The sequence below is a fragment of the Blautia sp. MSJ-36 genome (genome assembly GCF_018917985.1).
Lineage (GTDB): Bacteria > Bacillota > Clostridia > Lachnospirales > Lachnospiraceae > Blautia_A.
Genome location: NZ_JAHLPQ010000013.1, coordinates 1 through 26,532, shown reverse-complemented (window position 1 = coordinate 26,532; position 26,532 = coordinate 1). Strand labels below are relative to the sequence as shown.

The window sequence follows — 26,532 nt, the reverse complement described above, 5'->3', positions numbered from 1 at the left end:
GATTCTTTTATGTAGTCCATTCTGTAAATTTCAGCGTTTTATCATCCGATACCGCCAAGCACGATACCAAGGATCAGCACCAGGAAGCATACCGGAATATAAAGATATTTACACACCGGGTAAAAATATTTCGTAAATGGTTTTTCGCGGCCTTTGTTGATCTGGTTCTCCACATATTTTTTGCCAAATACCCAGAAGAACATGATCCCTGCAAGTCCTGCCCCAAGAGGACAGATATAGATGGAAAGCACATCCATCCAGTCAGAGACGATGCCCTGAATCAGAAGAGAAACCACCACTCCGATAGCTGCGATCACCATACAGGAAGGGATACGGCCAAGGCCTGTTTTTTCCTGAACCGTGGCGATGGGGGCCTCATAAAGGTTCATAAGGGAAGTCATGCCTGCAAGGAAAACGGCTACGAAGAAGATAATGGCGATGATCCGTCCGCCGGGCATGGTTTTGATCAGGTGAGGAAGGTAGATGAAAAGAAGTCCGGGACCTCCCTGGTCAAGCTTGGCGCCGGTAGTTGCCATAGCCGGGATGATCACAAGAGCAGCAAGCATGGCGGCCAGCGTATCAAAAAGTGCAACTCTGGCGGCAGAAGCCGGGATATCTTCACTGTCCGGAAGGTAGGAACCATAGATCAAAGTTCCGTTACCTGCAACAGACAGGGAGAAAAATGCCTGTCCAAGTGCAAAGATCCAGGTGGAAGGTTTTGCCAGCACTTCTGGCTCCACACGGAAGATGTAGCGGTATCCGGCAGCAGAGCCAGGCTGAAAAGCAACATAGATGCAAAGGATCACAAACAGTACGAAAAAGATCGGCATCATGATCTTGTTTGCTTTTTCGATTCCGCTTCCTACTCCGTACATCAGAATAAACATGCAGATCACAAGAGCAGCCAGCTGCCAGAGATTATTTCCCCAGGCAGAAGCCATGCCTCCGAATTTAGCACCAAAGGATTCAATATCTGCAGGTGCCAGGGTGGAGCCTGAAAACGTTCCGATCATGTACCGGAAGATCCAGCCCATGACAACCGTGTAACCGATAGCCATGGCAAGGGCACCGGCAACCGGGATCCATCCAAGAGTTTCCCCCAGTTTCCGTCTGCCGTTTGTCTCGCAGGCAAGGCCAAAGGCATCAATAGGGCCGGAACGTGTCCCACGCCCGAAACTCATCTCACCGATCACCCCCGTAAATCCGATCAGTGCCACAAAAATAAAATACGGGATCAGGAACGATCCCCCTCCATACAGGGAAACTCTGGTAGGAAACATCCAGATATTCCCCATTCCAACCGCAGACCCGATACAGGCAAGGATGAACCCCCAGCGGCTGTTAAAAGATTCTCGCTTTTTCATAAGAATAAAATTTCCTCTCCATTTGATTATTTCAGTATAACACAGTTCCCGGAAAGAAGGAACTATGGATCACCGGCGAAGGGCATTGTCATAAAAACGGAAGTGATCCGGTCTGTGCCGGGACTGGGTATATTCAAACATAATCCCGTCACTGTTGTAAGTCTGGCTGGATACAACAGCCACGCAGTTATAATCCTTCACATTCAGATGAAGATATTTTTCATCGATCTCCGTAACTTTTTCCACAGTCATGACACGTTTGCTGTTGACAATGGTCATATGAAGTTCCTGCTCCAGATATTCATAGATGGAATGCCTGGCAATTTCGGCAGTAAGGCCGGGGACAGATTCCTTCAGAAAATAATTGTGGTTGATGATCAGCGGGACATCTTCCAGATAATGGATACGCTGAATGTAATAAACTTCAGCACCAACAGGAAATCCGGTATAAGCAGCCTGTTTTTCACTGATAGAGAGTTCTGTAAAAAGAGCTACCTCCGTATGGGCATTCTGACCGTTCCTTGCAGCAGATTCCTTGAAGGTTTCGATCTCTCCGATGGTGAAAGCAGTCTTCTCGTTTGGACGGTAGATATTGCGGACACCTTTTCCCTGCATGGTCTGTACATAGCCGTCACTGACAAGAAGACTGACCGCACGTCGCAGGGTATTGCGGGAGCAGCCGTAAGTCTGGATCAGAGTGTTTTCGGAAGGCAGAAGTTCCTGATAGGCAAAGGTGTTGTCCTCTATTTTCATTTTCAGATCTTTATAGATATCTTCGTAAATACTTTTGGGCATTTCAATTCTCCATTCATGTTCGGTCAAAAATATATAGCAGGATTTATGATTTCTGGAATAATTATAAAAGATTTTCCCGGTAAGCGCAATGCAAATACCGTGGAATGTTTAAACAAGTTACGGGGCATATTGATATGTTATGAGGATAGTATGAGAAATATAGATGAAATCAATTTGCGGCCATTCAAAATCATGATACTGGATTTCGAACGCATATAAGCTGTAAGCGCCAGAGGGGCTTATGCGTAAACAAAAAAGGAAATGTGACAGTGTAAAAACAGATCACATTTCCTCTTATTTTATCAAAGCTAAAATAAAGTCAGGCCTCTTTTTTCTTATAGGAAAGATTCCTGAGGCTGCTGCCGGAAGAAGCTGTGCTTCGGGAAACAGCTGGGGCATCCACGGCAGTATTTCGGTCTGCGCTGATCAGCCACACAGCGTAAAGAGCCGGGATCAGACAGATCCACACACCGGACAGTCCGCGGTACATATAAAGGATCAGAGAAAGAGCCGCACCTGCATGGAAAGACAGTAGTGTCATTCCGTAGAATTTCGCCTTATCCCTCTGTGCGGTATCTTTGTTCATAAGGAACTGTGTGACAGCAGTGGTGAACTGGCGCAGATTGTTGGTGGAAAAGATGGTGGAACTGTTATATCCGCCTGGAGCCTTGAAAGTACACCACTGAAAAGGCATTGCAAAGAATACCGGATAAAGGGCAACAACCGGAGACATTCCGGAAGGAAGGAATCCAAGGAGCAGAATGGCAAAGATGTCGATGCCGATACTGATAAAACGAAGATCCGTGGAAACATGCTCTGGTATCCACACCGTAAGGATCACGGCAGTCATATATATGAGAAGTGCGCCCACCCGCAGCAGCATATCCGGGAAATCCCTGCCTATAAGATCCCTCACAACACCGAGAAGGTTGGCCGTCTGTGCGTTGCCAAAAAGATCTGCCCTGGAGACAATAGCATAAAGACCAAGATATCCTCCGATAAAAGACAGGGTATAGTGGATCAGAAAACGGTATCTCTCTTTGTTCATAAAATAAAACTCCTTCATTAATATGTAAAAACTCGTCCGAACTCTGCCTTCCATTATAATACGACAGCAAAAAGAATAGAATAGTCAAATCCGATGAAATAAAACAAAAAAAATCAAAAATTTTTTAAAATTCTGCTTGCATTTCAGGAAAACAGGTGTTAGTATATATTTTAAGCGCGCAAATACTGTGTATGAGTGCGCCTGTGAAACTGCAGATATGAGACTAATTTACGGAAGGAGGATTTCCAGTGAAAGTAAGATCATCTGTAAAGCCGATCTGCGAGAAGTGCAAGGTCATTAAAAGAAAGGGATCCATCAGAATCATCTGTGAGAACCCGAAGCACAAACAGCGTCAGGGTTGATTTCCATATCGGAACTTCTTTGGAATGTTTGTGAAACGTGCGGCTGCAGTATGAAACACCCGGAAGGGTTGTTCTACTGAGTGAATAATAAGCATGTATTGCCTAATACCGAGAGGCAACAGCGGTTAAGAACCGCAATTTCGGAAAGGCTGTGATTCGCCAATTACAGCTGGGTGTTTTACCGAGGCACCCCAATTAGGAAACTAGAAAAGAAAGCGGCAGGTTGATATGTCCCATTTCACCTTGCGGGAGCAAGTGACATACGATATGCAGGACTTTCAGAAACAGAAAATGGAGGAAACAGTACATGGCTCGTATAGCTGGTGTAGACTTACCAAGAGAGAAACGTATTGAAATCGGTCTTACCTACATTTATGGAATTGGTAGACCAAGCGCAGACAAAATTCTTGCTAAAGCAGAGGTTAATCCTGACACACGTGTCAGAGATCTGACTGATGACGAGGTTAAGAGACTGAGCGCTGTTATTGATGAGACAATGACAGTAGAAGGTGATCTGAGAAGGGAAATCGCCCTTAACATCAAGAGACTGCAGGAGATCGGATGCTACAGAGGTATCCGTCATCGTAAAGGACTCCCGGTTCGTGGTCAGAAGACTAAGACAAATGCGAGAACTCGCAAGGGACCGAAGAGAACAGTTGCAAACAAGAAGAAATAAAAACAGAGCACTTAGTGAAAGCAAGCTGCCAGGCGCAGCTTGAACTTAGTGCGAGTTTTGCTCGAAGGAACTTAATGAGAGCGAGCCGCAGGCGATGACTCGAATTTAGTGAATCGAGCTTCCTATAAATCTAAATTTCAAAAAAAGGAAAGTGTAGGTTAGTTTTAAAATGGCAAAAGTTACAAAGAAAACGACAAAACGTCGTGTCAAGAAAAACGTTGAACACGGACAGGCACACATTCAGTCTTCCTTCAACAATACAATCGTTACACTGACAGATAACGAAGGAAACGCTCTTTCATGGGCAAGTGCCGGTGGTCTTGGATTTAAAGGTTCAAGGAAATCTACCCCTTATGCAGCACAGATGGCAGCAGAGACTGCAACAAAAGCTGCTTTAATTCATGGATTAAAAACAGTAGACGTTATGGTAAAAGGCCCGGGCTCAGGCCGTGAAGCAGCAATCCGTGCGCTTCAGGCATGCGGACTTGAAGTAACCAGCATTCGTGACGTAACTCCGGTTCCTCACAACGGATGCCGTCCACCAAAACGCAGAAGAGTCTAATTAGGAGGTAGTTGAAATGGCAGTAAATAGAGTACCTGTTCTGAAAAGATGCAGATCCCTTGGCCTGGATCCGATCTACTTAGGAATTGATAAAAAGTCCACAAGACAGTTAAAACGTGCAAACCGTAAAGTATCTGAGTACGGACTTCAGTTAAAAGAGAAACAGAAAGCAAAATTCATCTACGGAGTTCTTGAGAAACCTTTCCGTAACTACTACAAGAAAGCCGACAGAATGCAGGGCCAGACAGGTGAGAACCTTATGGTTATGCTTGAGAGCAGACTTGACAACATCGTTTTCCGTATGGGATTCGCTAGAACAAGAAGAGAGGCTCGTCAGATCGTAGATCACAAGCACGTACTTGTTAACGGAAAATGCGTAAACATTCCGTCCTATCTCTGCAAAGCAGGCGATACAATCGAGATCAGAGAGAAGAGCAAAGGTTCTGAGAGATATAAAGGAATCCTTGAGGTTACAGGTGGAAGACTTGTTCCGGAGTGGATCGACGCTGATCAGGAGAACCTGAAGGGTGTAATTAAAGAGCTTCCTACAAGAGAGCAGATCGATGTTCCTGTAAACGAGATGCTTATCGTCGAGCTGTATTCTAAATAATTAGTAACTGTTTACTGTGTCTACAGTTATAAAAATTGGTAATACCCTCGAATGTTGATTAACCCAGAAGGAGGGAACCTTATAGTGTTTGATTTCAATAAACCAAAAATCGAAATTACCGAAATATCCGAAGATAAGAAGTTTGGAAGATTCGTTGTAGAGCCTCTTGAAAGAGGTTACGGTACTACCCTTGGCAATTCTTTAAGAAGAATTATGCTGTCCTCCCTTCCGGGAGCTGCAGTAAGCCAGGTGAAGATCGATGGTGTACTTCATGAATTCAGCTCCATTCCGGGCGTGAAGGAAGATGTAACCGAGATCATCATGAATCTGAAATCTCTTGCCATCAAGAATCACAGCAGTGACAATGAGCCGAAGACCGCATACATCGAGTGTGAGGGCAAAGGTGTTGTTACAGCCGCTGATATCCAGGCAGATCAGGATATTGAGATCATGAACCCGGATCAGGTAATTGCAACCCTGAACGGCGGAAAAGACTGCAGACTGGCCATGGAACTTACTATTACCAAGGGACGTGGTTATATCAGTGCAGACAAAGGCAAAACCGATGACATGCCGATCGGTGTGATCGCAGTTGATGCAATCTATACTCCGGTTGACAGAGTCAACATGATCGTCGAGAATACACGAGTTGGTCAGGTAACTGACTTCGACAAGCTTACACTGGATGTATATACCAATGGAACACTTGATCCGGACGAGGCAGTCAGCCTTGCAGCGAAGGTTCTCAGCGAGCATTTAAGCCTGTTCATTGATCTTTCCGAGAATGCTAAGACCGCAGAGGTTATGATCGAGAAAGAAGACAATGAGAAGGAAAAGGTTCTGGAGATGAGCATTGATGAGCTTGAGCTCTCTGTTCGTTCCTACAACTGCCTTAAGAGAGCCGGTATCAATACGGTTGAAGAATTATGCAACAAGACTTCTGACGATATGATGAAGGTTCGTAATCTGGGCCGCAAATCATTAGAGGAAGTACTTGCGAAACTCAAAGAGCTGGGACTTCAGCTCCAGCCTACAGAGGAATAATAATGTTGACGGTTCGCGGTGAATGTCGCGAACCGTAACTGGATAACAGGTTCCGGTACCAGCATGCGTTTAAGACATGCACACCGCCGGAAACAGAATAATGAGTGGGGTGTCAGCAGCAGGGCAGTAAGACCGAACAAGCATGTCCTGGTGTCCCACAGATGGAGGATAATAAAATGGCAAAATATAGAAAATTAAGCAGAACATCTAACCAGAGAAAAGCACTCCTGAGAAATCAGGTTACAAACCTTCTTCATCACGGAAAAATCGTGACAACAGAGGCTAAGGCTAAAGAGATCCGCAAGATCGCTGAGGGACTTATCGCTATGGCTGTACGTGAGAAAGACAATTTCGAAACTGTTACAGTAACAGCTAAAGTTGCTCGTAAAGATGCTGACGGAAAACGTGTAAAAGAAGTCGTAGACGGCAAGAAGAAAACAGTTTACGATGAAGTTCAGAAAGAGATCAAAAAAGATGCTCCTTCCAGACTTCATGCACGTCGTGAGATGATGAAAGTTTTCTATCCTGTAACAGAGGTTCCTACTAAGGGCGCTGGCAGAAAGAAAAACACAAAAGAAGTTGACATGGTTGACAAGATGTTCAGCGAGATCGCTCCGAAATACGCAGATCGTAACGGTGGTTACACAAGAATCGTTAAGATCGGTCAGCGTAAAGGCGATGCAGCTATGGAAGTTCTTATCGAGCTTGTATAATTTACTTCTGACCATTTTAAAGGACATTTGCAGAAATGCAGATGTCCTTTTTTGTATTTCCCAATAAATGTATATGAAAATCCTGGCTTGATTATTATTCCTTTTTAGCGTACAATCGGTAATGTACAAAATATGAGTACACGGATGTGAAAAGATGATGCGGCGTTTTATACTGACAATAGAAATTCTGATTGTTTCCTTCTTTCTTATAGGAGGAAGTTTTGCAATGACAGGAACCGCCACTGCCGGCACAACGAAGTTTTCATGGTCGGATCACCGAACCATAGCCCATGCATTGGGCGGGCTGGACGGAAGAGACTATCTGAATTCCAGAGAGGGATTTCTTGCCATGTACCAACAAGGCGTACGGCTTTTTGAGCTGGATCTTTCCAGAACATCAGACGGAGTGTGGGTATGCCGGCACAACTGGAAGGAGTCCATGGGGCAGTGGAAAGGCAGCGGGAAAAAAGTTCTTACAGAGAAACAGTTTAAGAACAGTAAGATATATGGAACATACACACCGATGACACTGGAAGATTTTTTCCTGCTTCTGAAAGAGCATCCGGATGCCTATGTGATGATCGATTCCAAGCAGTATTCTCTGCGTAATTATCAGAGAACACTGGAGGATTACTGTGATTACGTGGAAATTGCAAGAGCAGCTGGAGCAGAGAGTGTACTGGATCAGATCATTCCGGAAATCTACAGTGAGGCGATGTTTCCCGGAACTGCCATGATCTATTCTTTTCCTTCCTATGTATATTCGCTGTGGCAGGAATATTCTGCGGAGGATCTGGAGCATATTGCATCTTTCTGTGAAGAAAAGGGAATCCCTGCGGCAACCATTTACTGGAAATACTGGTCTGAAGAAACAGAAGAAATTTTTGAAAAAAAGGGAATCCGACTGTATGTATACACGGTAAATGACCGGAATCAGGCCAGAAAGTATATTGCACAGGGGGCGGAGGGAATCTGCACCGATTTTCTGACAGCAGATGATCTGTGGTAGGAGAAATAAAAACAAAGGAATCAGAGGATTATGAAAATAAGAACAACCATTGCTGTGATGGCAGCAAAAATTACAGGACATGTCTGTAAGCTTATGGGACGCCAGGGTGTAACCTGGGCCGGTAAGATCGCACTGAAGATATGCCCGGATATCCTGGAAGAGCTTTCCTCCCAGGTAAGAGAAAAAATATTTGTAGTATGTGGCACCAACGGAAAGACAACCACCAACAACATGCTCTGTGCAGGCCTGGAGGCAGAGGGCAAAAAAGTCATCTGCAACCATACCGGTTCCAACATGCTGAACGGAGTTGTGGCAGCTTTCGTGCTGGGTGCAAAATTCAGCGGAAAACTGGATGCAGATTATGCCTGTATTGAGGTGGACGAGGCTTCCACAAGGCACGTGTTCACAAAGATCAAACCGGATTATATGGTTATGACCAATCTGTTCCGTGATCAGCTGGACCGTTATGGTGAGATCGATATCACCATGAACATCCTGGAAGAGATGATGAAAAAAGTTCCGGATATGAAAGTTATTGTCAATGGTGACGATGCACTGTCCGCATATCTTGCCATGGACTGCGGAAATCCTTTTGTAACCTACGGAATCAGTAAACCGGTGATCAAAAACAAGACGAACGAGATCCGTGAGGGCCGCTTCTGTAAATGCTGCGGGGAGAGACTGGTCTACAGTTTTTATCATTACAGCCAGCTTGGTGACTACAGATGCCCGAAATGCGGATTTAAACGTCCGGAGATCAATTTTGATGCCACAGATGTGAAGGTGGATGACCAGATCGCATTTACTGTGGAAGATAAACGGATCGTGGCCAATTATAAAGGCTTTTACAATGTATATAACATTCTGGCTGCTTATGCTGGAATCCGTACTGCAGGATTTAAGGCAGAACATTTCAATGAGATGCTGAAGAAATTCAATCCTGAGAACGGACGTAATGAGCAGTTCCGGATCAAAGGCACCAGCGTTGTCCTGAACCTTGCCAAGAATCCGGCTGGTTTTAACCAGAACATTTCAGCTGTGATGCAGGATGAATCTCCCAAGGATATCATCATTGTGATCAACGATAACGCACAGGATGGAAAAGATATCTCCTGGCTCTGGGACGTGGATTTTGACCTTTTCGGAGGAGATAATATCAATTCCATCACAGTCAGCGGCATTCGCTGTCAGGATATGCGCCTCAGACTGAAATATGTGGATATCCCGTCCATGCTGGAAAATGATGTGGAGACAGCCATCCGCAAGCGGATCGAGGACGGATGTGGCAATCTTTATGTACTTGTAAACTACACGGCGCTGTTTGGCACCAGAAATATTCTGAAGAAACTGGAGGGGGAAAAATGAAGATAACGATTGGACATTTATATCCGGATCTTCTGAACCTTTACGGTGACAGAGGAAATATCCAGTGCCTTATGAAACGCTGTCTCTGGAGAGGCATTGAGGCAGAAACCATTGCGTTTGAACTGGGAGACAAGATCGACTTTTCCAAACTGGATATCGTTCTTCTGGGAGGCGGTTCTGACCGTGAGCAGATGCTGGTATGTGAAAAGCTGAAAGAAATTCAGAAGGATTTCAAGGCTTATGTGGAAGATAACGGGGTTGTGATCGCAATCTGCGGTGGATATCAGCTTCTTGGAAACTATTATAAGACCGATCAGGGAATGATCGAGGGCCTGAAACTGGTGGATATGAGCACAGAGCAGGGAAAAGGCCGCCTTATTGGAAATATTGTGATGCAGAGCGATCTTTTTGACATGCCCATCGTAGGATTTGAGAACCATGGCGGACGCACCACCATCGGAAACAACAAACCCCTGGGAAAAGTTCTGTCCGGATATGGCAATGACGGACAGTCCGGCGAGGAAGGCGTTGTATACAAAAATGTGATCGGAACCTATCTTCACGGTCCCCTTCTTCCGAAGAATCCACAGCTTGCTGATCTTCTGATCAGCCGCGCGCTGGAAAAGAAATACGGAAAAAAGATCGAACTTGAGAAACTGGATGACAGCGAGGAGCAGGAGGCAAACTCCTATATTTTCCACCGCTTTGTAAAGAACGAAGGATAAGAGGTCAGTATGGCAAAATCAAACAATCAGAAAGCGAAGATCCTGTATCTTGAAAAAATGCTGCGGGAGACAGGGGAGCATCATGCAATATCCATGCAGGCGATTCTTGCAAATCTTATGGAACATGGGATCCGTGCGGAGCGAAAGAGCATTTATGACGATGTGGAGGTTCTGCGGGCTTTTGGAATGGATATCCGCTATACAAGGGAGAGACCAGGCGGCTACTATCTGGCTGGACAGCAGGGAGTAGAGCAGCCATCCGTTCAGGAGGAAAATGCAAATGTTTCCACTCTGGAAAGAGTTCAGGAAAAGGCAGAAACAAAGAGCGTTGATATAAGTGGGTACCAGGCGCTTCTTAAGAATTCTGCGGGAACCATAAAAAAAGAAATGCGCCTTCTCTGTACAGGCGTTGCACAGGCTGAAATCCGTGATTTTTTTGGCGAAGACGCAGAGTATAAAATAAAGGAAAACGGAGATCTGATGGTAACGGTTCAGCTTCCGGAAAATTCCAAGTTTTACGGCTGGCTGACAGGTATGGGCGGAGATGTCCGCATCCTGAAACCAAAGAAATCCGCACTGGCATACAGAGATTATCTGAAATCACTGGCAAAGGAATATAAAGGCTTATAGGAGAGGATTTGACCATGAAGAAAAAAACAGCGATCCTGCTTGTGGGAGCTTTGGCTCTTACAGCAGTTCTTTCCGGCTGCGGCAAAAACAAAGAGGCAACAGAGGCTGCCAATGAAAGTGTAGAGTCCGAAGATCCGGAAGGAAAAGCCAAAAACAGCGATGATGCAGAGGAAGAAGAAAAAGAGGAAGAAAAAGAAACAGCAGCTGCCGATAAGAAAGTAGGAGTATTTCTGCCTTCAGCTGCGGATGATTCCCGCTGGACCCTGGATGGAGAAAGTCTTCAGACTGCACTGGAAGGAGACGGCTATGATGCGGAGATCTTTTTTGCAGATGAGGACAGTGATACACAGGTGTCACAGATCCAGTCCATTCTGGACGATGAAAAAACATCTGCCCTTGTGATTGCACCGGTAGATGCCTACGGTCTGAATGATGTGCTGGAGCAGGTCTATGAGAAATCCATTCCTGTAATTTCCTATGATCAGCTGATCATGGATACGGATAAGATCAACTATTATGTTACTTTTGATACGAGAAAAGCAGGAAAAATGGTGGGAGATTCCATCATCAAAAAAATGGATCTGGAGAAAGCCAGAGAAGAAAAACGCACGCTGACCATCGAGTTCCTGATGGGTTCTCCGGATGACCGTGATGCACTGTTCTTTTATAATGGCGTGATGGAAAAACTTCAGGAATATTTCGATGACGGAACACTGGTGTGCACTTCAGGAAAGCAGACGCTTGATGATACTGCAGTGATGCGTTCCGGAAGAAATACCGCGAAGAACGATATGGCAGAGATTCTTTCCCAGAATTATACAGAAGGCACACCGGACATTATCTGCACAGGTGCCGATGACCTTGCTCTTGGTGCCGTTGATGCCCTGGAGGATGCTGGTCATGTGTCAGGTGAAGAGGGATGGCCAATGATCACTGGCTGTGGCTGTGAGGCAGAAGCAGTAACTGCTGTGATTGAGGGAAAACTTGCAGACAGTCTGTTCTTTGACAACCGCGTGCTGGCAAATGACTGTGTGACTATGGTGGACACTTTTCTGAAAGGGGAGAAACCGGAGATTTCTGATTACGAGCAGTATGACAACGGAACCAAGATCGTGGGAACTGTAACAAGCGATATCCAGCTGATCGATGCGGATAATTACCAGATGCTTGTGGATGACGGATATTATGATGAAAATGAGATTGTACCGGAAGCAACTCCGACACCGATTCCGACAGCAACACCGGAAGTTACGGTAACAGAAGAACCGGATAAAGATGTAACTCCTACACCGTCTGAGAAAGCTGACGGAGAAGATGACAAAACCACTCCGACACCGTCAGAAGAGGCTGGTGCTTCTGTGACTCCGACACCGGAAGCAGATGAAACGGCAACTCCGACACCTACAGAGAAACCTTCCAAAGGTGCAGATGCATAAAACAAAATAAATATGGCAAAATAAAAATACTCCTGGAAACCGACATACGTAAGTTTCCAGGAGTATTTTTTATGATAAATCTTATTCGCGGAAAGTAAGCTTGCCACCTTCAATGGAATCAATGATGGCAAGGGATTCCAGATGGATACCCATATCACGGATGGTCTGTCCGCCGGACTGGAAGCCTTTTTCGATAACGATTCCGGCACCTTCCAGAGTTGCACCGGATTTCTTGACGATGTCGATCAGGCCAAGAAGTGCACAGCCGTTGGCAAGAAAATCATCAATCAGGAGTACGTGATCTTCCGGTCCGAGGAATTTCTTGGAAAGGATCACATCGTAAACTTTTTTATGAGTAAAAGATTCTACCTTGGTTGTGTACATCTCACCGTCAAGGTTTACACTCTGTGCTTTCTTTGCAAATACAACCGGTACGTGGAAATACTGTGCCGCAATGCAGGCAATACCGATACCGGAAGCCTCGATGGTAAGGATCTTGGTGATTGGACAGTGGTCAAAACGTTTCTTGAATTCTTTACCGATCTCATTGATCAGGTCAATATCCATCTGATGATTCAGGAAGCTGTCCACTTTTAAAATATTTCCTTCTTTTACTACGCCGTCTGTCAGAATTCTGTCTTTTAAAAGCTGCATGAAATTTATCTCCTTTGATTTATCACATTAATGTATGTTTACTGCTCACGGACAGAGCAGTAATATTTTTAATATGTATCATACGACAATATTTGCGTGAGTGCAATTATTTTTGACAAAAAAACATAAAATTATTATAATAGATAAGATGACAAAGAAAGGAACAGACACGGATGAAAGAGTACGAAGTAATCTGGGAAATTTTTAACAAATGCCCGAGAAATCAGATGCGTGATGTATTTGTGGAAGAAGTGGAGATCACAGATCCGGAAGCGTATGTGAAACAGAAATTTCAGGGAAAGGATGTCTCCTACGAGAAGACAGTACTGGAAGACGGAACCATCATTTTTGACATTCAGACATCCATGATCCGGCAGCGCTGTTCTTTCACGGAAATCTGAAGGAGGAATTACACATGAGTGATAAAAACGAAACGCATGTGCACGTTCTCGAGGATGGAACTGTTCTTGAACATACCCATGGGGAGCAGGAACATGTGCATACTCATAATGGCACACATCCTCATCATCACAGCCACGCACAGACCAAGGCTGTGCTCAACAGACTTTCCAGGGCCATCGGTCATATGGAATCCATCAAGCGCATGGTGGAGGACGGACGTGACTGCAGCGAGGTGCTGATCCAGCTGTCAGCCGTGAAATCTGCGATCAATAATACAGGCAAGATCATCCTGCAGGATCATATAGAGCACTGTATCGTGGATGCAGTGGAGCATGGAGACCGGGATGCTATCAAGGAACTGGAAAAAGCGATCGACAGATTTATGAAATAAGGTAAGGAGTTCATGAGCAAATCGTGAATGAGGAAAATGCACGGACAGAGAGCCAGTTCTGCCTGTGTAAATACAAAGAATGAGAGGAACCTATTATGGCAAAAGAGTGCAGCAATTCATCCTGCAACAAATCAAGCTGTGAAGGCTGCGGCCAGAAACAGCCCCAGAGCCTCATGGCAGAACCAAATGTTTTTTCTGACGTAAAACATGTGATCGGAGTTGTCAGCGGAAAGGGTGGCGTTGGTAAATCCTTCGTAACAGGCTCCCTGGCCAATCTGATGGCTTCCAAGGGATATAAAGTGGGCATTATGGATGCGGATATCACAGGTCCGTCCATCCCGAAGATGTATGGCATCAAGGGTAATGCACAGGGCAGTGACAACGGAATCTATCCGATGCCAACTGCAAACGGAATTGAGGTTATGTCTGTAAACCTTCTGCTTCCGGATGAGGAGACACCGGTAATCTGGAGAGGCCCGGTCCTTGCAAATATGGTAAAACAGTTCTGGAGTGATGTAATCTGGGGCGAGCTGGATTATCTCTTCGTAGATATGCCGCCAGGAACCGGAGATGTTCCGTTAACTGTATTCCAGTCCCTGCCGATTGACGGTGTTGTGATCGTTACTTCCCCGCAGGATCTGGTTCGCATGATCGTCAAGAAAGCCTACAATATGGCTGATATGATGAAAGTTCCGGTACTTGGAATCGTGGAGAACTACAGCTACGTGAAATGTCCGGACTGCGGAAAAGAGATCAAGGTCTTTGGCGAGAGCCATATCGATGAGATCGCCGCAGAACTTAAAGTTCCGGTACTTGGCAAGATGCCGATCGATGTGAAACTTGCAGAGCTTGCAGACAGCGGCCTGTTCAGCAAGATCGAGAACGAGTATATCACTGCGGCAGCAGATGTAATGCCGAAAGATGAAGCGTAAGGAATAAAAAGGCAATAACAGAAAAGACCATCGGAATCCGATACAATAAGGATTCCGATGGTCTCTTTTTAGATCTGGGAAAAATATTTCAGGAAGCACTGGGCGGCCTGAGAAAGCTGCAGCGCTTCATGGTGTGCGATCACGGCGCTTCTTGCAGGCAGCGGTGTTTTCAGGTGGACCGGTTCCAGGCCCGGGCGGTTGCGGAGCATATAGTCCGGGATACAGGCAATACCAAGTCCGATCTCCGCAAGGTCGATCAAAATATCGTTGCTGTTCAGTTCCACCTCAGGCAGCAGCTTCAGTCCCTGGGCCGCAAACACCTGATGAAGGTATTCACTGGTAGTGCTTTTCGGAGCAAGCATCAGGATGGGATAATCCAGAAGGTTTTCCAGGGAAAGAGGCGTTTTTCCCATGGTAAAATAATCCGGGTTTGCTACGAAGATATCACGGAATTCCAGCACAGTCTGAAGTTTTGTGTGGGAAGAAAGCCGGGAGTTGGGGTAATTGGTGACGATCAGTTCTGCCTGGCCGTTTTCCAGAAGCTCCGCACATCCGATGGAAGTGCTGTTGATGATCTTGATCCGCACTTCCGGGTGATCCTTGTGGAACCGGCGGAGATAAGGGATGAGGAAATAGCGGCACAGAGTATCGCTGGCACCGATCCGCAGCTGACCGGTAAGATTTCCCTCGCCGGAAAGGGCTGCCTCGCCTTCGTTAAGCATGGAAAGGGCCGGTTTTACGTGCTGGAGAAGAAGCTCTCCCTCAGGAGTCAGGATCACCCGTTTGGTGCTTCGAACGAACAGGGTGTGGCCCAGTTTTTTCTCCAGGTTTTTGACCGCCTGGCTGACTGCAGACTGGGAGATAAAAAGCTGTCTGGAAGCCTCCGAAAAACTTAGGGTTGTGGCCACGTAGTAAAACACTTTGTAGAGTTCAAGATTGATATCCATATGTAAAAATCCTCCGCTTATAAATGATATAAGATATATTAATTTTACTAATGATATTTCCTATGATACTATATTTTCAGCAGAAAAGAAAGACAGAAATGCTTTCTGCACGTTTACCATCCTTATTATCGGATATAGAGAAAGGAGCCTTCTATGAGCAACGTAAGACGTGTGTATGTAGAAAAGAAACCTGCCTTTGCAGTAAAAGCAAAGGAACTGAAACATGAGATCAAACATTATCTTGGCATCAGCACTGTGACAGCAGTCCGTGAGCTGATCCGTTATGACGTGGAGAATATCTCCGATGAAGTATTTGAGAAAGCCTGCAAGACCGTATTTGCAGAGCCGCCGGTAGATGATCTGTATCTTGAGAAATTTGATGTGGCAGAGGGCGCACGTGTATTTTCCGTAGAATTCCTCCCTGGACAGTTTGACCAGAGAGCAGACTCCGCTGTACAGTGTGTACAGTTCCTGGATGAGAATGCGGCACCGATCATCCGCTCCGCAACTACTTATGTAATTGAGGGAACCGTTACAGACGCAGAGTTTGAGGCAATCAAACATCACTGCATTAACCCGGTGGATTCCCGTGAGACAGGACTTGAGAAACCGGAGACACTGGTAACCGTATTCCCGGACCCTGAGGATGTGAAGATCTTTGACGGATTCAAGGATATGGCAGAGGCTGATCTGAAAGAGCTGTACGCTTCTTTGAACCTTGCCATGACATTCAAGGATTTCCAGCATATCCAGAAATATTTTAAAAATGAAGAGAAACGTGATCCGTCCATGACAGAAATCCGTGTTCTGGATACTTACTGGTCTGATCACTGCCGACATACCACTTTCTCCACAGAGCTTACCAGCGTGAAGTTTGATGAAGGCGACTATAAAGCTCCAATCGAAAAAACATACGAAGAATATCTGGATGCCCATAAGAACATGTACAAAGGCCGTGATGACAAATTTGTCTGCCTGATGGATCTGGCTCTTATGGCAATGAAGAAACTGAAAGCAGAAGGCAAACTTGCAGACCAGGAAGAGTCCGATGAGATCAATGCCTGCAGTATCGTGGTACCGGTGGATGTGGACGGAAAAGAAGAAGAGTGGCTGATCAACTTCAAGAATGAGACCCACAACCATCCGACCGAGATCGAGCCTTTTGGTGGTGCGGCTACCTGCCTTGGCGGTGCCATCCGTGACCCGCTTTCCGGACGTACCTATGTATATCAGGCAATGCGTGTAACCGGTGCGGCTGATCCGACTGTATCCGTAAAAGAAACTCTGAAGGGTAAACTTCCGCAGAAGAAACTTGTCCGCAGCGCAGCTCACGGTTACAGCTCCTACGGAAACCAGATCGGTCTTGCAACCGGTGCTGTAAAAGAAATCTATCATCCGGACTACGTTGCAAAACGTATGGAGATCGGTGCGGTTATGGGTGCTGCTCCGAGACGTGCGGTTATCCGTGAGAATTCCGATCCGGGAGATATCATCATCCTTCTTGGAGGACGTACCGGCCGTGACGGTATCGGTGGTGCTACCGGTTCTTCCAAGGTTCACACAGAGGCTTCCATTGAGGTCTGCGGCGCAGAGGTGCAGAAAGGTAATGCACCGACAGAGCGTAAGATCCAGAGAATGTTCCGCAGAGAAGAAGTCAGCCATATCATCAAGAAATGTAATGACTTCGGTGCGGGCGGTGTTTCTGTTGCCATCGGCGAGCTGGCACCAGGACTTCAGATCGACCTTGACAAAGTTCCGAAGAAGTATGCAGGTCTTGACGGAACTGAGATCGCCATCTCCGAGTCTCAGGAGCGTATGGCTGTTGTGGTTGACCCGAAAGATGTGGATACTTTCCTGAAATACGCAAATGAAGAGAATCTTGAGGCAGTTCCTGTTGCAGTTGTAACTAAGGAGCCACGCCTTGTCCTCAACTGGAGAGGAAAAGAGATCGTAAATATTTCCCGTGCATTCCTGGATACCAACGGTGCACATCAGGAGACTTCCGTTGAGGTTGAGATCCCGTCCAAAGACGGAAACCTTTTTGAAAAACGTCCGGATGTCACAGACGTAAAGAAAAAATGGCTGGATACTCTCGCTGACCTGAATGTATGCTCACAGAAAGGTCTTGTGGAGATGTTTGACGGCTCCATCGGCGCAGGCAGCGTATTTATGCCTCACGGTGGTAAATATCAGCTGACAGAGACACAGTCCATGGTTGCAAAAGTTCCGGTACAGAACGGAAAAACAGAGACAGTTACCATGATGAGCTACGGCTTCGATCCATACCTTTCCTCCTGGAGCCCGTATCATGGAGCATCTTACGCAGTAACAGAGTCTGTTGCCAAGATCGTTGCAACCGGTGGTGACTATAAGAAGATCCGCTTCACATTCCAGGAATACTTCCGTCGTATGACCGAAGATCCGAAGAGATGGAGCCAGCCGTTCTCCGCACTGCTTGGCGCTTATGCGGCACAGATCGGATTCGGCCTTCCTTCCATCGGCGGTAAGGACAGTATGTCCGGAACCTTCAATGACATTGATGTTCCTCCGACACTGGTATCTTTCGCAGTGGATGTTGCAAAAGTAAAAGACGTGATCACACCGGAGCTCAAAAAAGCAGGAAGCAAACTGGTATGGCTCCGTGCACCGAAGGACGCTTATGACCTTCCGGATTATCCGGCTCTTATGGAGCAGTATGACAAATTACATCAGGATATCCAGGCTGGCCGTGTGATCTCCGCATATGCACTTGACCGTCATGGAATCGCCGCAGCAGTCAGCAAGATGGCATTTGGTAACGGCATGGGCGTGAAGATCGAGCATAGCCTTGATCCAAGAGATTTCTTTGCCCCGGCATTCGGAGATATCATCTGCGAAGTTCCGGATGGAAAAGTCGGCGAGCTTGCTATCACTTACACAGTAATCGGTGAGGCTACAGACGATGCGAAATTCTCCTACGGCGATACTGAGATCACTCTGAAAGAGGCACTTTCCACATGGGAGGGCACTCTGGAGAACGTATTCAAGACAGCAGCAGGAACCGAGGATGTCAAAGCAGATGACGGTTCCCTTTACAAAGCAGACAGCATCTATGTATGCAAACATAAAGTGGCAAAACCACGGGTATTTATTCCGGTATTCCCTGGAACAAACTGCGAGTACGACAGCACCCGTGCATTTGAGAGAGCAGGCGCTGAAGTAGATGTAAAAGTATTCAAAAACCTGACAGCAGAAGATATCCATGATTCTGTGGAGATCTTTGAGAAAGCTATCAGCCAGGCACAGATGATCATGTTCCCGGGTGGATTCTCAGCAGGTGATGAGCCGGATGGATCTGCGAAATTCTTTGCAACTGCATTCCAGAATGAGAAGATCAAAGAGGCAGTTATGAAGCTTCTCAATGAGCGCGATGGTCTGGCACTTGGTATCTGCAACGGATTCCAGGCCCTGATCAAACTGGGACTGGTACCGTACGGCGAGATCTGTGGTCAGAAAGAGGATTCTCCGACACTGACCTACAACACCATCGGCCGTCACGTATCCAAGATGGTTTACACCAAGGTTGTCAGCAACAAGTCACCATGGCTTCAGAAAGCACAGCTTGGCGGTGTATACTGCAACCCGGCTTCCCATGGAGAGGGACGTTTTGTCGCAAACGATGAGTGGCTGAAGAAACTCAAAGAAAACGGACAGATCGCAACGGAGTATGTACCGGTAGATGAAACAGGCTATGAGGGCGAGTTCAATGTAAACGGTTCTTATATGAACATCGAAGGTATCACAAGCCCGGATGGACGTGTTCTCGGAAAGATGGCGCACAGCGAGCGTCGTGACGCAGGTGTGGCTGTAAATATCTATGGAGAGCAGGATATCAAGATTTTCGAATCTGGTGTAGAATACTTCAAGTAATATCCGTAAGCTTGCAGTGGCAGGGGATTTCAGACCTCCCTGCCACTGTAAAAATACAAAAAAACATATATTTTTTAAAAAATTTAAAAAAAGTGAAAAAAACTGTTGACACAAGTCAGAAACCATTATATAATAGCAAAGCGAGTTGCGGAACAGAAGAGTTCTTAAGACGAGCAACTGTTATGGGATCTTAGCTCAGCTGGGAGAGCATCTGCCTTACAAGCAGAGGGTCATAGGTTCGAGCCCTATAGGTCCCATGTTACAAAAAGATATGGCGAGATAGCTCAGTTGGCTAGAGCACACGGTTCATACCCGTGGTGTCGAGGGTTCGAATCCCCCTCTCGCTACTTATGTGGGATCTTAGCTCAGCTGGGAGAGCATCTGCCTTACAAGCAGAGGGTCATAGGTTCGAGCCCTATAGGTCCCATGTTACAAAAGAATATGGCGAGATAGCTCAGTTGGCTAGAGCACACGGTTCATACCCGTGGTGTCGAGGGTTCGAATCCCCCTCTCGCTACTTAACAAAAGGTCTGAAGATTCAATTTTATTGGGTTTTCGGACTTTTTTTGTTATAAATTTCCGAATGTCTGTGGTAAGACCAGATGTAAAAACTTAAGATTGACATTTTACATCGTTTTTTTTATCATAGTAAAAGAATAGACATAACGAATCATTTCGGGAAATGAGGATTGGATAATGAAAAAAAGAATGCTTTTTGTTTTCAACCCCAAAGCAGGAAAAGGAAGAATCAAGACGCATCTGCTGGACATTGTGGATATCTTTAACAAAGGTGGGTACGAAGTGATCATCCGTGCCACACAGGGACCGAAGGATGCTTATGAACAGGTGAAGGAATATGCGGATCAGGTGGATCTGATCGCCTGCAGTGGTGGTGATGGTACACTGGATGAAGTGGTTACCGGAATCGTGGAAGTGGGCAGCCAGACACCGATCGGCTATATCCCGGCAGGAAGCACCAATGATTTTGCCAACAGTCTGTTTATGCCGAAGAGTATGACTGCAGCTGCATCCATGATCATGGAGGAGCAGATCTATCACTGTGACATCGGTAAATTTAATAACCAGACATTTGCCTATGTGGCTGCGTTTGGACTGTTTACCAATGTTTCCTATGAGACAGACCAGGATCTGAAAAATATCCTGGGACATGTTGCCTATGTGCTGGAAGGGATGAAACAGCTTTTTGAGGTGAAATCCTATCATCTGAAGGTAACCTCCGATGAGCTGACTGTGGAGAATGATTTTATCTACGGTATGATCAGCAATTCCAGATCTGTAGGCGGATTTAAGAATCTTACCGGAAAAAACGTGGATATGAATGACGGACTGTTTGAGGTGACACTGATCACCAATCCGAAGAATCCACTGGAGCTTCAGGAGATCATGACTGCACTTCTTACTGCAGAGGATAATACAGATCTGATCTATTCTTTTAAGTCTGCGCATGTTGTGATCGAGTCGGAGGAGGCTGTTCCGTGGACGCTGGACGGAGAATTCGGAGGAGACCAGACCCGTGTGGAGATCGATAATCTTCATGAGGCCATGAACCTTTATCTCACCAGCAGTAAGAAACAGAAAAAAAGCCGGCTGAACCAGAAAATGCAGGAGCTCAAGGAGATCACCCAGAACAGCGAAGAATGATCCGGGCATCCGAGGACAAGGTGATCATACAGAGGTGAAAACGTCTTTCCTCATAAGAAAGACTGGATATACAGGAACGAAAAGGAGGAAGAAATGGGAGATTATATCAACGTAAAGGAAATCTTTGGCTGCGATGTATTTAACGATTCTGTTATGCAGGACCGTCTGCCGAAGAAGGTATACCGCGAACTGAAAAAGACAATAGAAGAGGGCAAGGAGCTGTCCATGGAGATCGCTGATGTGGTTGCACATGAGATGAAAGAATGGGCTATCGAGAAAGGTGCCACTCATTATTGTCACTGGTTCCAGCCGCTGACAGGTGTTACTGCTGAGAAGCATGACGCATTTGTCACAGCGCCAAGAGAGGACGGCAAGGTACTCTTAAGCTTTTCCGGCAAGGAACTCATTAAAGGTGAGCCGGATGCATCTTCATTCCCGTCCGGAGGACTTCGTGCAACATTTGAGGCAAGAGGTTATACAACATGGGATTGTACCTCACCAGCTTTTGTGCGTCATGATGCAGCAGGCGGAATCTTATGCATCCCTACCGCATTCTGTTCCTATACAGGAGAGGCACTTGACCAGAAAACACCGCTTCTTCGTTCCATGGAAGCGATCAACACACAGGCACTTCGTCTTCTCCGCCTTTTCGGAAATACAACTTCCAAAAAAGTAACTCCTTCCGTTGGAGCCGAACAGGAATATTTCCTGGTTGACAAACAGAAATGGCTCCAGAGAAAAGACCTGATCTACACAGGAAGAACACTTTTCGGTGCCATGCCTCCGAAAGGACAGGAGATGGATGACCATTATTTCGGAACCATCCGTCAGAGAATCTCCGCATACATGAAAGAAGTCAACGAGGAGTGCTGGAAACTGGGCGTAACAGCCAAGACACAGCATAACGAGGTTGCACCTGCACAGCATGAGCTGGCTCCGATCTACGCACCGGTAAATATCGCTGCAGATCACAACCAGATCATGATGCGTATCCTTAAAAAAGTTGCCAGCCGCCACGGTATGCGCTGCCTGCTTCATGAGAAACCTTTCGCAGGAGTGAACGGTTCCGGTAAACACAACAACTGGTCCCTGACAACCGATGACGGAATCAACCTTCTTGAGCCAGGTAAAACTCCTCATGAGAATATCCAGTTCCTTCTTGTACTGACCTGTATCCTGAAAGCGGTTGATGAACATGCAGATCTTTTAAGAGAATCAGCGGCAGACGTTGGAAACGACGAGCGTCTTGGCGGAAATGAGGCACCACCTGCAGTTATTTCCGTATTCCTTGGCGAGCAGCTTCAGGACGTGCTGGAGCAGCTGATCAGCACAGGTACTGCCACACACAGCAAGACCGGCGAGATCCTGGATACCGGTGTTAAGACACTTCCGGATTTCATGAAAGATGCAACAGACCGAAACAGAACCTCACCGTTTGCATTCACAGGAAACAAATTCGAGTTCCGTATGGTAGGTTCCCGTGATTCTATTTCCGAGTGCAACGTTGTACTGAACACCATTGCGGCAGAAGTATTCCGCGAGGCATGCGACCGTCTGGAAGCAGCAGAAGATTTTGACACCGCAGTACATGACCTGATCAAAGAGTACGCAACGGAGCATCAGCGTATTGTATTCAACGGAAACGGATATGCACCGGAGTGGGAGACTGAGGCAAAGAGACGTGGACTTCCGATCCTTCCGTCCATGGTAGATGCTATTCCTGCACTGACTACAGACAAGGCAGTGAAGCTGTTTGAATCCTTCAATGTATTCACAAGAGCAGAGCTTGAGTCCAGAGCAGAGATTCAGTACGAAGGTTATGCAAAAGCCATCAACATCGAGGCCAAGACCATGGTGGATATTGCAACCAAGCAGATCATCCCTGCAGTCATCCGTTACACAACCGTTCTTGCAGAGTCCATCAATTCTGTAAAAGCAGTAAGTGCAGCGCTTGATGTCAGTGTGCAGACAAGCCTTCTGGAAAAATCCTCCACGCTTCTCGCAGAGACCAAGGCAGCCATGGACAAACTTTCCGGACTGATCGCAGAGGCGGAAGCTCATGAAGAGGGACGTGACCGTGCCGTATTCTTCAGAGAGAGCGTTGTACCGGCAATGAAAGCATTAAGAAAACCGGTAGATGAGCTTGAGATGATTGTGGACAAAGATATGTGGCCGATGCCATCTTACGGCGATTTGATCTTTGAGGTATGATCGGCTGAATAAAATATAAGAAATAAGAGATGTTCCCTGAATGCAGAGGCATCTTTGAAAGCAAATGACGGGACGGATGTAAGATCTGTCCCGTTTTTTACCTGGCGGAGAAAGAAACTGTTAGGTTTTTATCCGCTTGAATCAGATTCAGGAGTAAATATATATATGAAAGAATTAGAATTTTTAAAAGAACAAAACGTTTCCGAAGACCTGATCCATGGCGTCGAGGAATTCCGAAAAAATTATGGCGTTGATGAAGCGGCCGCAGCCAGAGTCACCAGACCTTCCATTCCGTTCTATGGAAAAGAAATCCTGGAAATGGCTATTGCAGGACTTCTGGAAGGGGAAAATCTCCTCCTTGCAGGCCCGAAAGCCACCGGAAAAAATATCCTGGCCGAAAATCTGGCTTATGCTTTTGGCCGTCCGATCTATAATGTATCGTTTCATGTCAACACAAACAGTGGGGACCTTATTGGAACGGATACCTTTGTAAACAATGAAGTCTGCCTCAGGAAGGGCAGCATCTACCAGTGTGCCGAGTACGGTGGTTTCGGTATCCTGGATGAGATCAACATGGCAAAGAACGATGCGGTCTCCGTCCTTCACGCGACTCTGGACTACCGCCGTTCCATTGATGTTCCCGGATATGACAGGATTGATCTCCATCCGGCGGCACGTTTTATCGGAACCATGAACTATGGATATGCAGGAACAAAAGAGCTGAACGAAGCACTTGTATCCCGTTTTCTGGTGATCGATATGCCGGCCCAGACAGAGGAAACTTTAGGGTTCATTTTTAATAAAATGTTCCCGGAAGCAAAAGAAAAAGCAGTGGAACAGTTTATCGGTGTTTTTATGGATCTTCAGAAAAAATCTGTAAACAGTGAGATATCCACAAAATCCCTGGATCTCCGCGGCCTTCTGGCTGCCATGAAGATCGTCCGCGCGGGACTTTCTCCACTGGCTGCAGTGCAGATGGGAGTGGTAAACAAGACATTCGATATTTTTGAAAAGGAGATCGTGGACGATGTAGTCCGTACAAGGATCCCGGAAGAGTGGACAAAGGACGATGTCTATGCATAAAGATCTGACAGAAGAACTTTCTATAGAAGATTACAAGATGGAGCTGGAAAACCGGATCCGTAATCTCCTCTGGACGGTAAGCGGCGATTATACCCTGGATGTGAAGCCGGATGTATCGCTGTTTCTCCGCTCAAAAGAGATCGCTCTTTACGATGGGATCAAACAGGGGGCTTTTGCTAGATTTTTTGACAAAAATCTTCTTGGCCTTTATCTTGTAAAAAAAATCTATCTGGATGCCTCTGAGACAGAGCTGACCGGTCTGACACAGCTCTGCATCGAAGCGGCGGTGGGAGAGCGGATCTGCGAAGAACGCCCGGGAGTCCGCAGCATGAGAAAAAAAGCTCTGGAAGATATCCTGGATCAGGAATATGAAACTTTGCCTTCCTACGATAAGCTGTTGGACAGGCTGAAAATTGCGGTATTCCGTGATATACTTGCAGGAAGTGTGCAGCCCTTGGAGAAAAAACTGTCTGCATTTCGGGATCAGATCTATGCCTGTGCAGAAAGCGGAGATACCATGGAACTGATTCGGATCATCGACAGCCTCTATAATACGGTGATCGATCCGGACTTTGAGAAGAAAAACGGTTCCCTGGACCGTGTGATGGCGGTGACGCTGGAAGAACTGACGGAATTTGGATGGGAAGACTATCTTAATGAAGAGATGTATGAGGAAGCGCTGGAAAATTATGTGGAGAAGCTCACAGACCGGATGACGGATATTGAAGATTCCTCGCTGACACAGGATATGGAAGAAAAACGTAAGGTGAAAAACAAGATCACGGTGGTTTCAGAGGAAGCTCTTCAGAAAGCCCATACCTATGTGGAACTGAATTTTGGAAAAACCTATCTCACACCTGCGGAAGAAAAAAGAATGAACCATCTTATGTGCCGGGGAATACACGGAGACTGCAGCCTGTATTTTACAGAAGGGATCCTGAAAGATCCGGTTCGTGATAATTATCAGTATCAGTATGCAAAGCGTCTGCGTAATAAGAACATATGGGTCTATCATGACAAGCACAGGATTGCGAAACGGAATATTTCCATGCTGACGGAACTTCTGAAAAAAGCACTGGTGATCCGAAGTGAAAACCAGGAAGTCCTCTCAGACCGGGGAACCATCGTTCCTTCCAGGCTGTGGCGTGTAGGAAGAAGCAGCGAGGCGAATCTTTTTAAACGGATCCTCCGTGGGGATAATACAGATTTTGTGGTAGATGTGCTGATCGATGCCAGCGGTTCCCAGATGAGCCGACAGGGAGATGTGGCGTTGCAGGCCTATATGATCAGTTCTGCCTTAAGTAATGTGGACATCCCCCACCGGGTTATGAGTTACTGTACATTCTGGGATCATACCATCCTGCACAGGTTTCGGGAGTATGAGGATCCGGTCGCGGCAGATGATGATATTTTCAATTATGTGACTTCATCTAACAACCGCGACGGGCTTGCCATAAAAGCAGTGGGATACGGCCTTTTACAGAGAGAAGAGGAGAAAAAGATCCTGATCATCTTAAGTGACGGCCGTCCTTATGATGTGATCATAAACCGTCCCAATGCAAAAAATCCGGCACCTTATCAGGGAAAATATGCCATCGCAGACACTGCAACAGAAGTGCGCCGCCTCCGCAGCCAGGGGGTCAGTGTTCTGGGAGTATTTGCGGGAGAAGAGAAGGATCTTGCAGCGGAAAAGAAGATCTTTGGAAAGGATTTTGCCTATATCCGGGATATCGGAAATTTTTCCAAGATCGTAGGACGATATCTGACAAAACAGCTGGAAGCAGATAACTGAAAAAAAACGACATTTTTTTCGGAATGTATAATATTCAATTAACAAGAATACAGTCACTATGTTAGCATAAAAGCTGCATAGTGACTAATTTTTGTGTGACAGTAAAAATAAACCCCCTGCTATGCAGGGGGAGGGAAGATCTTTAGATATAAGTAATCTCCTGTGTTAAAATAAATGTAGGTCTGCAAACCACAAATATTAAATCACAGG

24 protein-coding genes and 4 tRNA genes are annotated in these 26,532 nt (G+C 46.1%); 23 read left to right on the top strand and 5 right to left on the bottom strand.

From position 1 onward, the window contains the following. Positions 1-41: 41 nt before the first annotated feature. The 3 genes from KQI39_RS10410 to KQI39_RS10400 all read right to left on the bottom strand — a co-directional run bounded on the left by KQI39_RS10410 (position 42) and on the right by KQI39_RS10400 (position 3,207). Positions 42-1,364, bottom strand: coding sequence for a sodium-dependent transporter (locus KQI39_RS10410; protein ID WP_216418243.1), 1,323 nt, complete (start codon positions 1,362-1,364; stop codon positions 42-44). Between the two features lie 69 nt (positions 1,365-1,433). Then, a complete protein-coding gene (locus tag KQI39_RS10405) occupies positions 1,434-2,159 on the bottom strand; it encodes a UTRA domain-containing protein (RefSeq protein WP_216418241.1) in 726 nt (241 codons plus the stop codon). 319 nt (positions 2,160-2,478) lie between these two features. Next, positions 2,479-3,207 (bottom strand): YoaK family protein, encoded by a 729-nt coding sequence (locus tag KQI39_RS10400; RefSeq protein WP_216418239.1) that lies wholly within the window; start codon positions 3,205-3,207, stop codon positions 2,479-2,481. Between the two features lie 248 nt (positions 3,208-3,455). On the opposite strand from KQI39_RS10400, the gene rpmJ reads away from it, so the two are divergent. The 11 genes from rpmJ to KQI39_RS10345 all read left to right on the top strand — a co-directional run bounded on the left by rpmJ (position 3,456) and on the right by KQI39_RS10345 (position 12,339). After that, the gene (gene rpmJ, locus KQI39_RS10395) at positions 3,456-3,569 is read left to right on the top strand and encodes a 50S ribosomal protein L36 (protein WP_003022746.1); all 114 of its coding nucleotides are present in this window, start codon (positions 3,456-3,458) and stop codon (positions 3,567-3,569) included. Positions 3,570-3,876: 307 nt separating this feature from the next. Beyond that, a complete protein-coding gene (gene rpsM, locus KQI39_RS10390) occupies positions 3,877-4,245 on the top strand; it encodes a 30S ribosomal protein S13 (protein ID WP_008707282.1) in 369 nt (122 codons plus the stop codon). Between the two features lie 169 nt (positions 4,246-4,414). Then, complete coding sequence (rpsK, locus tag KQI39_RS10385) at positions 4,415-4,807, top strand: 30S ribosomal protein S11 (RefSeq protein ID WP_015526942.1); 393 nt, start codon at positions 4,415-4,417, stop codon at positions 4,805-4,807. Between the two features lie 16 nt (positions 4,808-4,823). After that, positions 4,824-5,417 carry a 30S ribosomal protein S4 gene (gene rpsD, locus KQI39_RS10380; RefSeq protein WP_021976086.1) on the top strand — a complete coding sequence of 198 codons (594 nt, stop codon included), beginning with the start codon at positions 4,824-4,826 and terminating at the stop codon, positions 5,415-5,417. Positions 5,418-5,501: 84 nt separating this feature from the next. Next, the gene (locus KQI39_RS10375; RefSeq protein WP_021976085.1) at positions 5,502-6,461 is read left to right on the top strand and encodes a DNA-directed RNA polymerase subunit alpha; all 960 of its coding nucleotides are present in this window, start codon (positions 5,502-5,504) and stop codon (positions 6,459-6,461) included. A 176-nt stretch (positions 6,462-6,637) separates the two neighbouring features. Further along, positions 6,638-7,174 (top strand): bL17 family ribosomal protein, encoded by a 537-nt coding sequence (locus KQI39_RS10370; protein ID WP_119240258.1) that lies wholly within the window; start codon positions 6,638-6,640, stop codon positions 7,172-7,174. Positions 7,175-7,400: 226 nt separating this feature from the next. Next, positions 7,401-8,183, top strand: coding sequence for a phosphatidylinositol-specific phospholipase C/glycerophosphodiester phosphodiesterase family protein (locus tag KQI39_RS10365; protein ID WP_252196689.1), 783 nt, complete (start codon positions 7,401-7,403; stop codon positions 8,181-8,183). Positions 8,184-8,213: 30 nt separating this feature from the next. Beyond that, a complete protein-coding gene (locus tag KQI39_RS10360) occupies positions 8,214-9,548 on the top strand; it encodes a MurT ligase domain-containing protein (protein ID WP_216418235.1) in 1,335 nt (444 codons plus the stop codon). Continuing rightward, a complete protein-coding gene (locus KQI39_RS10355; RefSeq protein ID WP_021976080.1) occupies positions 9,545-10,273 on the top strand; it encodes a type 1 glutamine amidotransferase in 729 nt (242 codons plus the stop codon). Before KQI39_RS10360 ends, KQI39_RS10355 begins: the two co-directional genes overlap by 4 nt. A 9-nt stretch (positions 10,274-10,282) precedes the next feature. Next, positions 10,283-10,903: a WYL domain-containing protein gene (locus KQI39_RS10350; RefSeq protein WP_216418233.1), complete on the top strand. Its 621-nt coding sequence runs from the start codon at positions 10,283-10,285 to the stop codon at positions 10,901-10,903. A 14-nt stretch (positions 10,904-10,917) separates the two neighbouring features. Then, positions 10,918-12,339 (top strand): substrate-binding domain-containing protein, encoded by a 1,422-nt coding sequence (locus KQI39_RS10345; protein ID WP_216418231.1) that lies wholly within the window; start codon positions 10,918-10,920, stop codon positions 12,337-12,339. A gap of 81 nt (positions 12,340-12,420) precedes the next feature. Here the strand turns inward: KQI39_RS10345 and KQI39_RS10340 are convergent, their stop codons facing one another. After that, positions 12,421-12,993: a xanthine phosphoribosyltransferase gene (locus KQI39_RS10340; protein WP_021976077.1), complete on the bottom strand. Its 573-nt coding sequence runs from the start codon at positions 12,991-12,993 to the stop codon at positions 12,421-12,423. A 173-nt stretch (positions 12,994-13,166) separates the two neighbouring features. On the opposite strand from KQI39_RS10340, the gene KQI39_RS10335 reads away from it, so the two are divergent. The 3 genes from KQI39_RS10335 (at position 13,167) to KQI39_RS10325 (ending at position 14,718) form a co-directional block, all read left to right on the top strand. Continuing rightward, positions 13,167-13,394 (top strand): hypothetical protein, encoded by a 228-nt coding sequence (locus tag KQI39_RS10335; protein WP_216418229.1) that lies wholly within the window; start codon positions 13,167-13,169, stop codon positions 13,392-13,394. Positions 13,395-13,408: 14 nt separating this feature from the next. Continuing rightward, positions 13,409-13,786, top strand: coding sequence for a metal-sensing transcriptional repressor (locus KQI39_RS10330; RefSeq protein ID WP_021976076.1), 378 nt, complete (start codon positions 13,409-13,411; stop codon positions 13,784-13,786). Positions 13,787-13,881: 95 nt separating this feature from the next. After that, complete coding sequence (locus tag KQI39_RS10325) at positions 13,882-14,718, top strand: Mrp/NBP35 family ATP-binding protein (protein WP_021976075.1); 837 nt, start codon at positions 13,882-13,884, stop codon at positions 14,716-14,718. 68 nt (positions 14,719-14,786) lie between these two features. Here KQI39_RS10325 and KQI39_RS10320 read toward each other — a convergent pair whose 3' ends face one another. Continuing rightward, positions 14,787-15,665, bottom strand: a complete 879-nt coding sequence (locus KQI39_RS10320) for a LysR family transcriptional regulator (protein WP_216418227.1) — start codon at positions 15,663-15,665, stop codon at positions 14,787-14,789. A 153-nt stretch (positions 15,666-15,818) separates the two neighbouring features. Here KQI39_RS10320 and KQI39_RS10315 point away from each other — a divergent pair, with 153 nt between their 5' ends. From KQI39_RS10315 to KQI39_RS10275, 9 genes are all read left to right on the top strand, one after another. Continuing rightward, the gene (locus KQI39_RS10315; RefSeq protein WP_174088861.1) at positions 15,819-19,574 is read left to right on the top strand and encodes a phosphoribosylformylglycinamidine synthase; all 3,756 of its coding nucleotides are present in this window, start codon (positions 15,819-15,821) and stop codon (positions 19,572-19,574) included. Positions 19,575-19,758: 184 nt separating this feature from the next. Continuing rightward, positions 19,759-19,831: transfer RNA gene (locus tag KQI39_RS10310), tRNA-Val, on the top strand. A 16-nt stretch (positions 19,832-19,847) separates the two neighbouring features. Beyond that, positions 19,848-19,921, top strand: a tRNA-Met gene (locus KQI39_RS10305). Between the two features lie 7 nt (positions 19,922-19,928). Beyond that, positions 19,929-20,001 (top strand) — tRNA-Val (locus KQI39_RS10300). 16 nt (positions 20,002-20,017) lie between these two features. Then, positions 20,018-20,091 (top strand) — tRNA-Met (locus KQI39_RS10295). A gap of 179 nt (positions 20,092-20,270) precedes the next feature. After that, complete coding sequence (locus tag KQI39_RS10290; protein WP_118062111.1) at positions 20,271-21,236, top strand: diacylglycerol/lipid kinase family protein; 966 nt, start codon at positions 20,271-20,273, stop codon at positions 21,234-21,236. A gap of 93 nt (positions 21,237-21,329) precedes the next feature. Next, positions 21,330-23,447, top strand: coding sequence for a glutamine synthetase III family protein (locus KQI39_RS10285; protein ID WP_216418226.1), 2,118 nt, complete (start codon positions 21,330-21,332; stop codon positions 23,445-23,447). Between the two features lie 165 nt (positions 23,448-23,612). Beyond that, positions 23,613-24,530, top strand: a complete 918-nt coding sequence (locus KQI39_RS10280; protein WP_216418224.1) for an AAA family ATPase — start codon at positions 23,613-23,615, stop codon at positions 24,528-24,530. Beyond that, positions 24,523-26,322, top strand: coding sequence for a nitric oxide reductase activation protein (locus tag KQI39_RS10275; protein WP_216418222.1), 1,800 nt, complete (start codon positions 24,523-24,525; stop codon positions 26,320-26,322). The genes KQI39_RS10280 and KQI39_RS10275 overlap by 8 nt, the downstream gene beginning before the upstream one ends. Positions 26,323-26,532: the final 210 nt, after the last annotated feature.

Excerpts from the sequence above, each read along its gene's own strand:
- KQI39_RS10360 (WP_216418235.1), top strand. The coding sequence starts at position 8,214 with ATGAAAATAAGAACAACCATTGCTGTGATGGCAGCAAAAATTACAGGA.
- KQI39_RS10330 (WP_021976076.1), top strand. The coding sequence starts at position 13,409 with ATGAGTGATAAAAACGAAACGCATGTGCACGTTCTCGAGGATGGAACT.
- KQI39_RS10365 (WP_252196689.1), top strand. The coding sequence starts at position 7,401 with ATGACAGGAACCGCCACTGCCGGCACAACGAAGTTTTCATGGTCGGAT.
- KQI39_RS10315 (WP_174088861.1), top strand. The coding sequence starts at position 15,819 with ATGAGCAACGTAAGACGTGTGTATGTAGAAAAGAAACCTGCCTTTGCA.
- KQI39_RS10325 (WP_021976075.1), top strand. The coding sequence starts at position 13,882 with ATGGCAAAAGAGTGCAGCAATTCATCCTGCAACAAATCAAGCTGTGAA.
- KQI39_RS10280 (WP_216418224.1), top strand. The coding sequence starts at position 23,613 with ATGAAAGAATTAGAATTTTTAAAAGAACAAAACGTTTCCGAAGACCTG.
- rpsD (WP_021976086.1), top strand. The coding sequence starts at position 4,824 with ATGGCAGTAAATAGAGTACCTGTTCTGAAAAGATGCAGATCCCTTGGC.
- KQI39_RS10345 (WP_216418231.1), top strand. The coding sequence starts at position 10,918 with ATGAAGAAAAAAACAGCGATCCTGCTTGTGGGAGCTTTGGCTCTTACA.
- KQI39_RS10400 (WP_216418239.1), bottom strand. The coding sequence starts at position 3,207 with ATGAACAAAGAGAGATACCGTTTTCTGATCCACTATACCCTGTCTTTT.
- KQI39_RS10340 (WP_021976077.1), bottom strand. The coding sequence starts at position 12,993 with ATGCAGCTTTTAAAAGACAGAATTCTGACAGACGGCGTAGTAAAAGAA.
- KQI39_RS10355 (WP_021976080.1), top strand. The coding sequence starts at position 9,545 with ATGAAGATAACGATTGGACATTTATATCCGGATCTTCTGAACCTTTAC.
- KQI39_RS10405 (WP_216418241.1), bottom strand. The coding sequence starts at position 2,159 with ATGCCCAAAAGTATTTACGAAGATATCTATAAAGATCTGAAAATGAAA.
- KQI39_RS10370 (WP_119240258.1), top strand. The coding sequence starts at position 6,638 with ATGGCAAAATATAGAAAATTAAGCAGAACATCTAACCAGAGAAAAGCA.
- rpsM (WP_008707282.1), top strand. The coding sequence starts at position 3,877 with ATGGCTCGTATAGCTGGTGTAGACTTACCAAGAGAGAAACGTATTGAA.
- KQI39_RS10285 (WP_216418226.1), top strand. The coding sequence starts at position 21,330 with ATGGGAGATTATATCAACGTAAAGGAAATCTTTGGCTGCGATGTATTT.
- KQI39_RS10290 (WP_118062111.1), top strand. The coding sequence starts at position 20,271 with ATGAAAAAAAGAATGCTTTTTGTTTTCAACCCCAAAGCAGGAAAAGGA.
- KQI39_RS10335 (WP_216418229.1), top strand. The coding sequence starts at position 13,167 with ATGAAAGAGTACGAAGTAATCTGGGAAATTTTTAACAAATGCCCGAGA.
- KQI39_RS10320 (WP_216418227.1), bottom strand. The coding sequence starts at position 15,665 with ATGGATATCAATCTTGAACTCTACAAAGTGTTTTACTACGTGGCCACA.
- rpsK (WP_015526942.1), top strand. The coding sequence starts at position 4,415 with ATGGCAAAAGTTACAAAGAAAACGACAAAACGTCGTGTCAAGAAAAAC.
- KQI39_RS10350 (WP_216418233.1), top strand. The coding sequence starts at position 10,283 with ATGGCAAAATCAAACAATCAGAAAGCGAAGATCCTGTATCTTGAAAAA.
- KQI39_RS10275 (WP_216418222.1), top strand. The coding sequence starts at position 24,523 with ATGCATAAAGATCTGACAGAAGAACTTTCTATAGAAGATTACAAGATG.
- KQI39_RS10410 (WP_216418243.1), bottom strand. The coding sequence starts at position 1,364 with ATGAAAAAGCGAGAATCTTTTAACAGCCGCTGGGGGTTCATCCTTGCC.